Source organism: Cellulomonas sp. P1_G12_2, from assembly GCF_056405535.1.
In genome coordinates this window covers 166,964-180,178 of the sequence record NZ_JBFUBX010000003.1, presented here as the reverse complement: position 1 = coordinate 180,178, position 13,215 = coordinate 166,964, and the positions used below count along the sequence as shown (strand labels likewise).

The following is a 13,215-nucleotide window of genomic DNA, read 5'->3' as shown; positions in this document are numbered from 1 at the left end:
AGTCCGGAGCCCCGCGGCGTGCACCCACTCAGCGCGTGAGGACGGCGACGGCCTCGAGGTGGTGCGTCATGGGGAACAGGTCGTACGCCTGCAGGTCAGCCAGCGCGTACCCGGCGTCGGCGAACAGGGCGATGTCCCTGGCCAGCGCGGCCGGGTCGCACGCGACGTAGACCACGCGCTCCGGGCGCAGCTCGGTGATCCCGGCGACGACCTTGCGGCCGGCCCCCGTCCGGGGCGGGTCCAGCACGACCGCGTCCGCGTGCACGACGTCGGAGTCCGAGTCCACCCGGCCGGTGAGCACCTGGGCGACGTCACCGGCGTGCAGCTCGACGTTCGAGCGGGCGTGCAGGTTGCGTCGCGCGTCCTTGACCGCACGGGCGTCGCCCTCGATCGAGATGACCTCGCCCGTCTCGCCGACCGCGTCCGACAGGGGTGCCGTGAACAGCCCGGACCCGGAGTAGAGGTCCAGGACCGCGGCGCCGTCGACGTCGCCGAGACCGGCGAGCACCGCGCTGACCAGCAGGTCGGGCGCCTCGCGGTGGACCTGCCAGAAGCCTGCACCCGCCACGCGGAACTCGTACCCGACCTCGCCGTGCTGGACGTGCTCCTTGACGGCCGTGCGTGCGTTCGGGCGTCCGTCCATGCGTCCGCGGCCGAGGTCGAAGGGCGCACCGTCGACCAGGACGAGGGGCGCGTCGCCGCTGGACGGGGCGACCGCCTCCACCCGCGCGCCACCGGTCCAGCGCCGGCCGAACAGGTCGAGGGCCGCGATCGCCTCGTTGGCCAGGGGCATCGAGTCGAGCAGGTGCACGTCGTGGGAGCGGAAGCCGTGCATGCCCGCCCGGCCCTCGGCATCCGTCACCAGCTCGATCCGGGTACGCCAGCCGAGGCCCCCGCGCTCCTCGTCGCCCGGCGCAGCCTGCACGGGGACGTCGAGGTCGAGCTTCGCCAGCCGGTGCAGCTGCTCGGCGAGGACCGCGGTCTTCCAGGCCCGCTGGGCCGGCAGGGACACGTGCGCGAGCTCTCCTCCGCCCACCCCACCCGGACCGGCGGCCGGCCAGGCCGACTCGACGCGGTCGGGGGACGCCTCCAGCACCTCGACGGCGTCGGCGCGCCAGAACTTGGCGGTCTCCCCCGCGTCGGTCAGTCGTGCCCGGACCCGCTCGCCGGGCAGCGTGTGCCGGACGAAGATCACGCGCCCGTCGTGCCGGGCGACACAGTGACCACCGTGCGCCACCGGGCCGATCTCGAGCTCGACGAGCCCGTCGATGCGGTCGGTTGCAGAGTCAGTAGCCACGCGGAACGGTACCCCGGACCGGCTCCTCGAGCCCCGTCTGCCCCTCGGTGGACGCCAGCTGCCACGGCACCGAGGCCACGACGACGCCCGGGGTGAACAGCAGCCGCCCCTTCAGGCGCAGGGCGCTCTGGTTGTGCAGCAGGTGCTCCCACCAGTGCCCGACGACGTACTCGGGGATGTAGACGACGACGAGGTCGCGCGGGCTGTCGCGCCGGATGGCGCGGACGTAGGTCAGCACCGGGCGGGTGATCTCCCGGAACGGGGAGTCGAGAACGCGGAGCGGAACCGGGATGCTCWGGGCCTCCCACTCGGCACGCAGGACCTCGACGTCCTCCGGGTCGACGCCGACGGTCAGCGCCTCCAGGACCTGCGGGCGCGAGGCGCGCGCGTAGGCCAGCGCGCGCATCGTCGGACGGTGCAGGTGCGAGACCAGCACGATCGCATGCACCCGGCTGGGCAGCGCGCGAGCCGCCTCGGCGTCGGTGCCCAGCGCCAGCTCCTTGCGCACCAGCGCGTAGTGCCGGTGGATGGACTGCATGAGCACGTAGACGACCGCCATCGCCAGGATCGCGATCCACGCTCCGTGCGTGAACTTGGTGATCAGCACGACGACGAGCACCGTCGCGGTCATCGCCAGACCGACCGAGTTGATGATCCGCGAGCGCTTCATCCGAGCGCGCACGTTCGGATCGGGCTCCGTGCGCAGGTGCCGCGTCCAGTGTCGGACCATACCCAGCTGGCTCACCGTGAACGACACGAAGACGCCCACGATGTACAGCTGGATCAGGCGAGTGACCTGCGCGTCGAACGCCCAGATCAGCACGATCGCCGCAAGTGCCAGGGTGACGATCCCGTTGGAGAACGCCAGCCGGTCGCCGCGGGTGTGCAGCTGGCGGGGCAGGTAGCCGTCACGCGCCAGGATCGAGCCCAGCACCGGGAACCCGTTGAACGCGGTGTTCGCCGCGAAGAACAGGATCAGCCCGGTGACCACCGCGATGAGGACCGCCACGACCGGCACGCTCTGGAACACCGCGGCCGACAGCTGGCTGATCACGGGGTGCTGGTCGTAGCCCTCGCCCACGGGCACGCCATCGCGCAGCAGCTGGGTCTGGGGGTCGTCGGCGAAGATCACGCCTGTGGCACGGGAGAGCAGCAGGATCGACATGATCATGACGATCGAGAGGCTGCCCAGCAGCGCCAGGGTGGTCGCGGCGTTCTTGGACTTCGGCTTCTTGAACGCGGGGACGCCGTTGCTGATGGCCTCCACGCCCGTGAGGGCGGCGCAGCCGGAGGAGAAGGCGCGCAGGATGAGGAAGAAGCCCGCGAGGCCGGTGAGCCCCTGGTCGAACGCCGCGTCGGGCGCGAGCTCGAACCCGGAGCTCTCCGCCATCGCCAGGTTGCCGGTGAGCAGCTGGACCGATCCCACGACCGCCAGAGCGCCGATCGCGAGCATGAACATGTAGACCGGGATGGCGAACAGGCTCCCGGACTCCTTGACGCCGCGCAGGTTGGCCACCGTCAGCAGCACGACGAGCCCGACCGCGAACGCCGCCTCGTGCCCCCGCAGCGCGGGGAGGGCGGTCGCGGCGTACTGCGCGGCCGACGAGATGGACACCGCGACGGTCAGCACGTAGTCGACCAGCAGCGCACTGGCGACGGTGACGCCGGCGTTCTTGCCCAGGTTCGTCGTCGCGACCTCGTAGTCACCTCCCCCAGAGGGGTAGGCGTGCACGTTCTGCCTGTAGGAGGCGACGACGACGATCATCACCGCGACGACCGCCAGACCGACCCAGGGCGAGACGACCAGCGCCGCCATCCCCGCGAGCGAGAGCGTCAGCAGGATCTCGTCGGGCGCGTAGGCCACCGACGAGAGCGCGTCCGACGCGAAGACCGGCAGCGCGATGCGCTTAGGCAGGAGCGTGTGGCCGAGCCTGTCGCTGCGGACGGGACGTCCGAGCAACAGGCGTTTGGCGGCATCCGAGAGGTCCGACACGATCCGCAATGCTAGGCCCGCGCGCGGCCGTCCACACCACCCGTCCCGGCGCGCCGGGAGAGGCGGACGGTATAGCGTGCCCCACTGTGCACTTCGTGATCATGGGATGCGGCCGGGTGGGAGCGACTCTCGCCAAGAGCCTCGAGGACAACGGCCACTCGGTGTCCGTCATCGACCAGAACCCTGAGGCCTTCCGGCGACTCGACCCGGAGTTCGGCGGCAACAAGGTCACGGGGCTCGGTTTCGACCGGGACACCCTGACGCAGGCGGGGATCGAGGACGCGTTCGCGTTCGCCGCGGTGTCCGACGGGGACAACTCGAACATCCTCGCCGCGCGCGTGGTGCGGGAGACCTTCGGCGTCGAGAACGTCGTCGCCCGCATCTACGACCCGCACCGCGCGGAGATCTACCAGCGGCTCGGCATCCCCACGGTCGCCACCGTGCGCTGGACCGCCCACCAGGTGCTCCGACGGCTGCTGCCCATGGGCGCCACGGACGAGTACCGCGACTCCTCCGGCCAGATCCAGCTCTCGCAGGTGGACGTCCACGAGGGGTGGGTGGGCAAGCCTCTGCGCGTCCTGGAGGAGGCCACCGGGGCCCGGATCGCGTACGTCACCCGCTACGGCGACGGCCTGCTGCCGACGCCGACCACCGTCCTGCAGGAGAACGACACCGTGCACGTGCTCATGCGGGCGGACACCTCCGCCCTCGTCGAACGCATCCTCACCAGCGCCCCGGCGGTGACCGCGTGAGGGTCGTCATCGCCGGCGCCGGCTCCGTCGGGCGCTCCATCGCACGCGAGCTCCTCGGGCACGGCCACGAGGTCACGCTCATCGACCGTCAGCCGTCCGCCATGCGCGTCTCGCAGGTCGCGGACGCCGACTGGCTGCTCGCCGACGCCTGCGAGCTGCCCACCCTGCGCCAGGTCAAGGCCGACGAGTGCGACGTGGTCGTGGCCGCGACCGGCGACGACAAGGCGAACCTCGTCATCTCGCTGCTGGCCAAGACCGAGTTCGGCGTCCCCCGCACGGTCGCCCGGGTGAACAACCCGAAGAACGAGTGGATGTTCGACGAGGCCTGGGGCGTCGACGTGGCCGTGTCCACGCCGCGGATCATGACCGCGATGGTCGAGGAGGCCGTCACGGTCGGTGACCTGGTGCGCATCTTCACGTTCCACCAGTCGCGCGCGGACATCCTCGAGCTCACGCTCCCGGACGACTCCCCGCTGGCCGGCGTGCGCGTGGGTCAGATCCAGTGGCCGGCCGACACCGTGCTCGCGTGCATCGTGCGGGACGCGCGACCGATCGCCCCGAGCCCCGACGACACGCTCGAGGGCCGGGACGAGCTGCTCTTCGTCACCGCTCGGGAAGCGGACGAGGCTGAGCTGGAAGCGCTGCTGACCCACGGACCAGCGACCAGCTGAGCCAGAGGGTCAGCGCGGTCAGCGGCAGGCCCATGGCCAGCTTGGCCGTGCCCAGCCACGCGACCTGGTCCGCCAGGTACAGCGGCACCTGGACCGCGAGCCGGACGGCGAACATGGCGACCCACGGCCACGTGGCGAGCGCGTAGCGGCGCCGCAGCATCGGATCGGCGCGCCACGCCACCGCGGCACCCCAGGAGCCGTTGCTCGACAGCGGCCCCTCGGCCCGGAAGAGGCCCATGACAAGTCCGACCAACGGCCAGCCGGCGAGGATCGAGACCAGCGTCGCGAGCAGGTAGGCGACGTTGACCCAGAGCCCGTAGGCGAAGTAGTCGGAGGCGTCGCCGGAGCGCCACGCCCAGATCACGCCGATGCCGACGCCGACGAGTCCCGAGAACGCCTGCGTGACGGGCGTGCGCTGCACGAGCCGCACCACCACCGCGACCACGGCCGCGCCCGCCGCCGCCACCAGGGCGGGGGTGAGCTGCTGGCCCGACGCGAGGTACACGACCACGAACAGCAGGCCGGGGGCCACGGACTCGACGACCCCGCGCACTCCCCCGACCGCGTCGGCGGCCGAGAACTGCTCGGCCGTGAGCGCGCGCATCCCGCGCAGGCCACCTTCCTCGGGCGGCACGACGTCGTCGATCGCGTCCATCCCCCGCAGGGGATCGGCCGCGTGGTCGTCACTCACCGGGACGCGGCCGCAGCTCGTAGCGCGGGTTGAACACGGTGCGGCGACCGTCGATCAGACACACGAGGCCCTCGATCTTCAACCGACGACCGGGGGTGATGCCGGAGATCTCCCGGCGGCCCAGCCAGACGAGGTCGAGCGACCCGCTCCCGTCGTACAGCTCCGCCTCCAGCGCGGGCACGCCCTCGCGCGGCCGCAGCGTGACGGACCGGATGACGCCGGAGACGCTCGCGCGCGACCTGTCCTGCAGCTGGTCGACGGGCGTGCACCCGACCGAGCGGTGGGCGTCGGCGCGCTCCTCGTCGGCCTCGATCTCGGCCTGGGACGCGACCGCCTTCTTCAGGCGCTCCTTGAGGCTCATCGGATCTCCGTGATCTCCGGACCGCGGGTCATCGGGTCGAAGTCGGGCGTCGCCGGCCGGTCCTGGTCGGCGGCCGGCTGGTCGGACTGCAGGTTCGGCGTGCCCGGTCCGGGCAGCCGCAGGGTCAGCAGGTCGCGGGGCGGTCGGGCGTCCTGGCCGCGGACCACGACGATCCCGGCGAAGAGCTGCTCCAGGGCGGTGGCCGCGGACGGGTCCACCGCAGCGCGACCGGTGATCACGCCGCGCACGAACCAGCGCGGACCGTCGGCGCCGACGAAGCGGGCGGGCCGGTGACCGGTACGGCCCTCCGGCGTCCGGATGGGCAGCCGGGCCAGCAGCTCGCGGCCGAACGGACCGGGAAGGTCGTCGGCCGAGCCGCCCTGCTGCGTCACGGACTCCGCGATCTCCGCGCGGATCTCGTCCCAGATGCCCTCCGTGCGCGGCGCGGCGAACGCCTGCACCTGCAGCGACGAGCCGTCCAGGAGGATCGACGCCGCGGAGACGACGTCCGTCGCCTTGTCGATCTCCATGCGCAGCTCCATGCCCGGGACACCGGGCAGGAGGATCGCTCCGAGATCGACGCGCGGGAGGTCGTCGTCCACCTGGGAGGCGTCCCAGGGGCCGCCGGTGCGCTGGACGGGGGCGGGAGACGCGTCGTCACCCGGCTGGTCGTCGACGACGGGCGACTCCTCGACCTCGGTCTCGACCGTGTCGTCTGGTGCGGAATCCTTGCCACCACGCCGGAACAGCGCCACGTGCTCACTCCTCTTTCGACGCGCTCGCGCGCATCAGTTGCTGACAGATCGACAGTAGTCCCGACCTAGGCGGTCGGCGCAGCCTTCCAGCCGCCGCTGGACCCGAAGCCGCCGTCCCCGCGGTGCGAGCCGGGCAGCTGCTCGGCCTCCACGAAGCGCACGCGCTCGACCCGCTGCACGACCAGCTGCGCGATTCGGTCGCCCCGGTGCAGCTCGAGCGGGTGCTCGACGTCCGTGTTCAGCAGGGTGACGGCGATCTCGCCCCGGTAGCCGGCGTCGACGGTCCCCGGAGCGTTGACGATGGTCAGCCCGTGGCGCATGGCCAGGCCGGAACGCGGGTGCACGAACGCCGCGAAGCCGTCCGGCAGCGCGATGGCCACGCCGGTCGGCACGGTCACGCGTCCCTGCGGCGGGATGACCACGTCGATCCGGGAGACCAGGTCCGCGCCGGCGTCGCCGGGGTGCGCGTACGCGGGTGCGGGAAGGTCGGGGTCGAGGCGCAGGAGGAGCACCTCGGTGCTGGGGTCGGCCGTCACGGGGCCCGACCCTACCTGCCGGATGGGATGCTGGGTGCATGTCCGACGCGCCCCGTGGCACCCCGCTGTCCTCGTCCCGGGCCGCCGCGCCCACGTACGTCGAGAGGCTCTGGCTCGGTCCGCTCGGGTGGGTGCTCCTGGTGGCCTTCGCGACCATGGTGTTCGTGGCGTTCGTCCCCGTCGACCTGCGCGTCGCCGGAGCCGTCGGCGTCGCGGTGCTGGCCGCGGGTGCGGCCGTGCTCGCCGGTGCGGCGCCGCGGGTCGAGGTGCGGGACGGGACGTTCCGGGCCGGCGGTGCGCACATCCCCCTGACGGTCCTCGGGACCGCCGTCCCGCTCGACGCCGTCGCGACGCGGTCCGAGCTGGGTCCCCGGCTGGATGCCCGCGCCCACCTGTGCCTGCGCGGCTGGATCCACACGGCGGTGCGGGTCGAGGTCAGCGACCCGCTGGACCCGACCCCCTACTGGATCGTCTCCACCCGCCGTCCGGCTGAGCTGGCCGCCTCGTTGAACGGCTGAAGGCCCGCCGCCCGGTACTCCGGGTGACGGGCCCTCAGGTCGGTCGTCAGGCGTGGGCGGAGGCGATCAGGCCGCGCACTCCGAGCAGACGGGTCGTCCGTCGCGCTCGTAGGCGAGCTGGCTGCGGTGATGCACGAGGAAGCAGCTCGAGCACGTGAACTCGTCCGCCTGCCTGGGCAGCACGCGTACCGAGAGCTCTTCGCCGGAGAGGTCCGCGCCCGGGAGCTCGAACCCTTCGGCTGCTTCGGTCTCGTCCTCGTCCACCACGCCCGAGTTCTTGTCGGAGCGCCGAGCCTGGAGCTCCTGGAGCGAGTCCTCGCTCAGGTCCTCCTCGGTCTTGCGCGGGGCGTCGTAGTCGGTAGCCATGTGTGGCGTCACACTCCGTGTCTGGATGGAATCTCGTACGCGGGATCAATGCACGCGACGTGCTTTTTGTTCCCGCGCGCGGTGGGATTCTGCACCACTTTCGAGCCTCGAGCGAACCAGACGCCTGACCAATTTCGCCGCGAGCGCGGTGGGAGCGTTTTCAGGCGTCCGAGTCGGCGCCGAGCTCCTCGAGGAAGGACCGCAGCTCCTCGAAGGCCCCCGGTACGCCCCCGACCGTCATCGCCTCCTGCGCCTGTCCACCCCGCAGACCCGTGACCTGCGCACCTGCCTCCTGGGCGATCAGCGCACCGGCGGCCAGGTCCCACGGCTGCAGCCCACGCTCGTAGTAGAGGTCGAGGCCTCCGGCGGCGAGAGCGCACAGATCCAGCGACGCACAACCAGCGCGACGAATATCACGTACCCGCGGCAACAGTTCTGCCACGATTCGGCCCTGCGCCCGCCGTCTCGAGGCCACGTAGCCGAACCCCGTGCCCACCAGCGAGTCGATCAAGGGGCGTGCAGAGTTCACCCGCAGCACACCCCCGTCGAGCGTCGCGCCGAGCCCGAGCCCGGCGGTGAACGACCGCCCGTCCTCCGGGGAGAAGACGCACCCGGCGAGCGCGGTCCACGTGGCCGGGTCGGGCGCGACCGTCGGGTCCGGTCCCCGCACCGCCGCCACGGAGACCGCGTAGGGCGAGTGCCCGTAGAGGTAGTTGACCGTGCCGTCGATCGGGTCCACCACCCAGGTGATGCCCGACGTGCCCGGGTGGAACGCCTCCTCCTCACCGAGGACGGCGTCGTGCGGCCGCAGCTCGGAGAGCCGGCGGCGCAACAGCGCCTCCGAGGCCAGGTCCATCGCCGTCACCACGTCCTGGGCGCTCGACTTCGTGGCGGACACCGTGACGTCCCGACGACCCGCCCGGACCAGGGCGCCGGCCTCCCGGGCGATCGCCTCGGCGACGTCGACGAGCTCGCGGACCTGGTCAGGGGTGTCGGGGTTCACCCGACCATCCTCTCAGCGCACGGTCCCCCGCCACGGCCCGGGCGCCTTGAGCTGGAACCGCAGCGCACCCACCCGCAGGGCGAACACCGCGATCACGACCGTCACGCTGGTCGCGGTGGTGACGGCCCCCTGCCACCACAGCACGGCGGTCGCGGTGGACCCCAGCAGCGCGGGGATGGCGTAGAGCTGCCGGTGGTGCAGCACGACCGGGACCTCGCCCGACAGGAGATCGCGCAGCACCCCGCCACCGACGCCGGTCATCACCCCGACCACCACGGCTGCCGTGAGCGTCGTGCCGTACTCGAGCCCCTTGATCGTCCCGACGACGCTGAACAGGGCGAGCGCCCCCGCGTCGAGCACCACGATGAACCGGCGCGCACGCTCCAGCCGGGGGTGGAAGAAGTAGATGACGGTCGCGCCGACGACGGCCGTCATGATGAACCGCCAGTTGGAGATCCCGACCGGCGGCACCGCGCCGATGAGGACGTCGCGCAGGATGCCGCCGCCGAGGCCGGCCGCCCAGGCGAGCACCATGATGCCGAACACGTCGAACTGCTTGCGGACCGCAGCGAGCGCACCCGACATCGCGCCGACGAAGACCCCGATCAGCTCGAGGATGGGCTCGAAGGGGATGTCCGTGTCCACGCGGCAGATCATCGCAGCGTCGGCCGCGTGCGGCGCGATCCCGCGCCGCACCGACCCGGGTGCGCGCCGTGGGGCCGGATCGGTGGCAGGCTCGTGCCCGAGGTACCGGGAGGTCGCATGGGTGAGCTGGAGCTGGTGGGTCTGCACGAGGACGGGGAGCACCTCGTCCTGGTGGCCCCGGACGGCGCACGCTTCCGCGTGCGCATCGACGAACCGCTGCGTGCCGCCGTGCGACGCGACCGACCGCAGCTCGAGCAGCTGCGCGCGGAGAGCGCCGGTACGCTGAGCCCGCGGGAGATCCAGGCGCGGATCCGCGCCGGTGCGACGACGCAGGAGGTCGCGGACTCCGCGGGACTGCCTGTGGAGCGCGTCCGTCGGTACGAGGGACCGGTGCTCGCCGAGCGGGAGCACATCGCCGAGCAGGCCCGCGGCACGCGTGTCGGTCGGGAGACCGGTGCGCCGACCCTCGGCGACCTGGTGACGGACCGGCTCGCCGCGCGCGGCGTGGAGCTGGCGTCGCTCGCGTGGGACGCCGCCCGTGAGTCGTCCGGACCGTGGGTCGTCCTCGCCCGGTTCGCCGTCGACGAGACCGAGCACGAGGCCCGCTGGACGTTCGACCCGGCGAAGCGCACGGTCGTCGCCGACGAGGACGAGGCACGCTGGCTGTCCGAGACCGAGCTCCCCGACGAGCCGGTGTCACGGCGCCACCTCGCGGCGGTGCGTGACGTGGTGTTCGACTTCCAGGGCGACGGCGCCACCCTGCGCGGGGCGCACGACGCGCCCGAGCCGGTCGAGCCCGAACCCGTCCCGGACCCGCAGGAGCAGACGGCCTCGCTCCTGGACGACCTGCGCAGCCGTCGCGGCGTGCGGCAGGCGGTGGAGCTCGGCGACGAGGACGACTCGGAGGAGTTCGAGGGCTTCGGACCCCAGCACGCGTTCGACTTCGGTCGGCTGGACGCCTCCGTGCCCGGTGCTCACCCCGTGGACGCCGACGACGACGCGGAGGCGCAGGTCTACCCGGCGCCCGTCGCGGTCCCGGAGCCGGTCACCACGCCCGCAGCTGCGGCCGACCACGACGAGATCGAGCGTCCGCGGTCCCGCCGCGGACGCGCCAAGGTACCCAGCTGGGACGAGATCGTCTTCGGCGCGAAGCCAGAATGACCGGCGGTCGCTGACCGGCGTCAGATGGTGAGCTCGTCCACGGACGCGAGCGTCTGCGGGCTGGGCGAGGACGCCCGGGCGGCAGCCGCGGTCATGTGCCGCATGTGGTGCCGTCGGCACAGGACCTCGTAGCCGACCTCGTCGGCGCCGGCCTCGACGTCGCCGACCACCACCTGCGCGCCCTCGACCACCATGGTCCCGCCGATGGTGCGTGCGTTGTGCGTCGCGCGCGCCCCGCACCAGCACAGCGCGCGGACCTGCAGGATCTCCACGCGGTCGGCCAGCTCGACCAGCCGGGCGGCGCCGGGGAACAGGCGTGCGCGGAAGTCGGTGGAGATGCCGAAGACGTAGACGTCGACACCGAGCTCGTCCACCACCCGGGCCAGCTGCTCCACCTGCGCGGCGGTGTAGAACTGCGCCTCGTCACCGATCAGGTAGTCGACCGGCCGCCCGTGCGTGCGACGCGCGATGACGTCCGACCAGAAGTCCGTCGAGTCGTCCACCTCGTGCGCGCGCTGGGTCAGGCCGAGCCGCGACGAGATGGTCGCCGCCCCCGCCCGGTCCTGCCGCGTGAACAGCACCCCGTCGCGCCCGCGCGCCGCGTGGTTGTGGTGCATCTGGAGCGCGAGCGTCGACTTGCCGCTGTCCATCGTGCCGGAGAAGAACACCAGCTCGGCCATCAGGCGACCACCAGGCACGGGACGAGCATCTCGAAGCGGGTCAGAGAGCCGTGCACCCCGACGATGTCGAGCGACGCGGGCGTCTGGGTGCGCGAGTCGACGACGGTGGCACGCCCGGTCATGGCCACCACCACGTCGCCGATCACCGGGAGCACGTGCGGGGAGATGTCGCCGAACCAGGAGTCCTCCGCGGCCTCGGTGCGCGTCGCCACGACCGCCGCCTCGCCGAGCACGCCCCGCCACCGGTCCGCCACCTGGTCGGCGTCGACCTCGGGCTCGAGGTGCAGGTGCAGCGCGCGCGGCTCCCCCGCCACGAGCTCGACGCCGTCGCCCAGCACGGGGTGGGTCGCCGCGTCCCAGCGCAGGGACCGGTCGACGTCGACCATCCCGTGGTCGGCCGTGATGACCAGAACCGTGTCGCGCGGCAGCGACCGGGCGAGCCGGCCGAGCTCCGCGTCGACCTCGGCGAGCGCGTCGCCCCACTGCCACGACCCCCAGCCGTGGCGGTGCCCGGCCTTGTCGACGTCGCCCCAGTACAGGTAGGCGACGCCCGGCCGGCGGAGCACGTCGAGCGTGGCGTCGACCCGCGCGGCGAGCGACTCGGCCGCCTTGTACGTGGGGCCACGCAGCGCGGCCTCCGTGAGCCCGGAGCCCGAGAACCGCGCAGGGCCGATGCTGGTCACGTTCGTGCCGGCGTCGACGAGCCGCTCGAAGACCGTCGTCTCGCGCTGCCACTCGCGGGCGGGCGGCAGCCCGGTCCAGCTGACGAGGTTGCCCAGCTCACCGGTGGCGGGGTCGCGGACCGTGTACCCGAGCATCCCCGTGCGACCCGGGGGGAGCGCCACCCCGAAGGTGCCCATCGCGGTCGCGGTCGTCGAGGGGAACGTGCTGGTCAGGGGCGAGGAGTCGGCGAGACGCCGGCGCAGGAACGGCGCGTGCCCGGCGCGCTCCGCGAGGTTCGCGTGCCCGAGGCCGTCGACGAGCACCACGCAGACGCGCGACGCGTCGGGCAGTCCGAGCAGCCGCTGCGAGAGGTCCGCCTCCGGGACGTCCGTGACGCCGATCGCTGCGGCGACGGCCGGCAGCACGCGCCCGAGGCACGGGAACAGCGATCCCGGGGCCACCAGGTCCGCCGCGTCGAGCGCGTCCTGGAGCCGTGACGGCGTCGCCGGCGCCTCGAGGTCGGTCATCGCGCGCGCGCGCTCGCGGCGGAGAGCTGCCGCGCGAACGCCGTGGCGGCACGCACGGAGTCGAGCCCCTCCGCGGCGGCGCTCACGCGGACCACGACGTCGTCGGGTGCGAGCGTGCCGGTGAGGCCGTGGTCGGCGTCGCAGCTCGGGTCCCCGCAGGTCGCGGGCTCGAGGTCCACCCGGGAGACCGCACCCCAGCCGATCACCAGGGTCAGCTCCTGCGCGAGCTGTCCGCGCTCGTGCTTCTCCGGGAGAGGCACCACGTGCGTGAGCGCCACCGACGTCAGCTCGGCGAGCGGCACGGCCTCGGTGGTCGCCGAGGCGGACGCCGACGGGTGCTCGGAATCGGCCGGGTGGTCGTCGACGTGCGCGACCACGAGGCGGGTCGGGGTCAGCACCAGCACGGTGACGTGGCGGCGGACCTCGGCGGCGTCGAACGTGGTCTCGGGGTGGACCAGGTGGGCCACGACCTCCTCGTCGGCGAGGGCCACGTCGAGCACGTCGACGACGAGCTCCGGGTAGTAGCCGGCACGGTGGAGATCATGGTGCAGGGCGGGAGCAGCAGCAGGCACCCGCCCATCCTCCCACCTCGACGG

General features: G+C 72.9%; 16 protein-coding genes. 4 read left to right on the top strand and 12 right to left on the bottom strand.

Translation table 11 applies throughout. The features are described 5' to 3' along the window. Window positions 1–28: 28 nt before the first annotated feature. Both AC1DXT_RS13345 and AC1DXT_RS13340 read right to left on the bottom strand, forming a co-directional pair. Entirely contained in the window at window positions 29–1,297 is a 1,269-nt protein-coding gene (locus AC1DXT_RS13345; protein WP_477061790.1) for a class I SAM-dependent RNA methyltransferase, read from the bottom strand. Further along, window positions 1,287–3,290 carry an APC family permease gene (locus AC1DXT_RS13340; protein ID WP_477061789.1) on the bottom strand — a complete coding sequence of 668 codons (2,004 nt, stop codon included), beginning with the start codon at window positions 3,288–3,290 and terminating at the stop codon, window positions 1,287–1,289. Before AC1DXT_RS13340 ends, AC1DXT_RS13345 begins: the two co-directional genes overlap by 11 nt. A 101-nt stretch (window positions 3,291–3,391) precedes the next feature. On the opposite strand from AC1DXT_RS13340, the gene AC1DXT_RS13335 reads away from it, so the two are divergent. Both AC1DXT_RS13335 and AC1DXT_RS13330 read left to right on the top strand, forming a co-directional pair. After that, a complete protein-coding gene (locus tag AC1DXT_RS13335; RefSeq protein WP_477061909.1) occupies window positions 3,392–4,042 on the top strand; it encodes a potassium channel family protein in 651 nt (216 codons plus the stop codon). Then, window positions 4,039–4,713, top strand: a complete 675-nt coding sequence (locus AC1DXT_RS13330) for a potassium channel family protein (protein WP_477061788.1) — start codon at window positions 4,039–4,041, stop codon at window positions 4,711–4,713. The genes AC1DXT_RS13335 and AC1DXT_RS13330 overlap by 4 nt, the downstream gene beginning before the upstream one ends. Here AC1DXT_RS13330 and AC1DXT_RS13325 read toward each other — a convergent pair. The 4 genes from AC1DXT_RS13325 to dut all read right to left on the bottom strand — a co-directional run bounded on the left by AC1DXT_RS13325 (window position 4,646) and on the right by dut (window position 7,056). Continuing rightward, complete coding sequence (locus AC1DXT_RS13325) at window positions 4,646–5,368, bottom strand: DUF3159 domain-containing protein (protein WP_477061787.1); 723 nt, start codon at window positions 5,366–5,368, stop codon at window positions 4,646–4,648. The genes AC1DXT_RS13330 and AC1DXT_RS13325 overlap by 68 nt on opposite strands. A gap of 28 nt (window positions 5,369–5,396) precedes the next feature. Then, a complete protein-coding gene (locus tag AC1DXT_RS13320; RefSeq protein WP_477061786.1) occupies window positions 5,397–5,765 on the bottom strand; it encodes an OB-fold nucleic acid binding domain-containing protein in 369 nt (122 codons plus the stop codon). Next, complete coding sequence (locus AC1DXT_RS13315; protein WP_477061785.1) at window positions 5,762–6,520, bottom strand: DUF3710 domain-containing protein; 759 nt, start codon at window positions 6,518–6,520, stop codon at window positions 5,762–5,764. Before AC1DXT_RS13315 ends, AC1DXT_RS13320 begins: the two co-directional genes overlap by 4 nt. 65 nt (window positions 6,521–6,585) lie before the next feature. Next, window positions 6,586–7,056 (bottom strand): dUTP diphosphatase, encoded by a 471-nt coding sequence (dut, locus tag AC1DXT_RS13310; protein WP_057210982.1) that lies wholly within the window; start codon window positions 7,054–7,056, stop codon window positions 6,586–6,588. A gap of 38 nt (window positions 7,057–7,094) precedes the next feature. Here dut and AC1DXT_RS13305 point away from each other — a divergent pair, with 38 nt between their 5' ends. Then, entirely contained in the window at window positions 7,095–7,574 is a 480-nt protein-coding gene (locus AC1DXT_RS13305) for a DUF3093 domain-containing protein (protein ID WP_477061784.1), read from the top strand. Between the two features lie 66 nt (window positions 7,575–7,640). Here the strand turns inward: AC1DXT_RS13305 and AC1DXT_RS13300 are convergent, their stop codons facing one another. The 3 genes from AC1DXT_RS13300 to AC1DXT_RS13290 all read right to left on the bottom strand — a co-directional run bounded on the left by AC1DXT_RS13300 (window position 7,641) and on the right by AC1DXT_RS13290 (window position 9,588). Next, the gene (locus AC1DXT_RS13300; RefSeq protein WP_056090713.1) at window positions 7,641–7,940 is read right to left on the bottom strand and encodes a DUF4193 domain-containing protein; all 300 of its coding nucleotides are present in this window, start codon (window positions 7,938–7,940) and stop codon (window positions 7,641–7,643) included. A 160-nt stretch (window positions 7,941–8,100) separates the two neighbouring features. Next, window positions 8,101–8,943 (bottom strand): inositol monophosphatase family protein, encoded by an 843-nt coding sequence (locus AC1DXT_RS13295; protein WP_477061783.1) that lies wholly within the window; start codon window positions 8,941–8,943, stop codon window positions 8,101–8,103. A 12-nt stretch (window positions 8,944–8,955) separates the two neighbouring features. Further along, window positions 8,956–9,588, bottom strand: coding sequence for a trimeric intracellular cation channel family protein (locus AC1DXT_RS13290; RefSeq protein WP_477061782.1), 633 nt, complete (start codon window positions 9,586–9,588; stop codon window positions 8,956–8,958). Between the two features lie 117 nt (window positions 9,589–9,705). Between AC1DXT_RS13290 and sepH the strand changes: the two genes are divergently transcribed. Continuing rightward, window positions 9,706–10,749: a septation protein SepH gene (gene sepH / locus AC1DXT_RS13285; protein WP_477061781.1), complete on the top strand. Its 1,044-nt coding sequence runs from the start codon at window positions 9,706–9,708 to the stop codon at window positions 10,747–10,749. Window positions 10,750–10,769: 20 nt separating this feature from the next. Here sepH and AC1DXT_RS13280 read toward each other — a convergent pair whose 3' ends face one another. Genes AC1DXT_RS13280 through AC1DXT_RS13270 form a run of 3 tightly spaced genes read right to left on the bottom strand, consistent with a single transcriptional unit; the run spans window position 10,770 to window position 13,191 of the window. After that, entirely contained in the window at window positions 10,770–11,429 is a 660-nt protein-coding gene (locus AC1DXT_RS13280; RefSeq protein ID WP_477061908.1) for a thymidine kinase, read from the bottom strand. Then, window positions 11,429–12,619: an alkaline phosphatase family protein gene (locus tag AC1DXT_RS13275; protein WP_477061780.1), complete on the bottom strand. Its 1,191-nt coding sequence runs from the start codon at window positions 12,617–12,619 to the stop codon at window positions 11,429–11,431. The genes AC1DXT_RS13280 and AC1DXT_RS13275 overlap by 1 nt, the downstream gene beginning before the upstream one ends. Then, on the bottom strand, window positions 12,616–13,191 hold the full coding sequence (locus tag AC1DXT_RS13270; RefSeq protein ID WP_057210977.1) for a DUF5998 family protein: 576 nt from the start codon (window positions 13,189–13,191) through the stop codon (window positions 12,616–12,618). The genes AC1DXT_RS13275 and AC1DXT_RS13270 overlap by 4 nt, the downstream gene beginning before the upstream one ends. Window positions 13,192–13,215 lie beyond the last annotated feature (24 nt).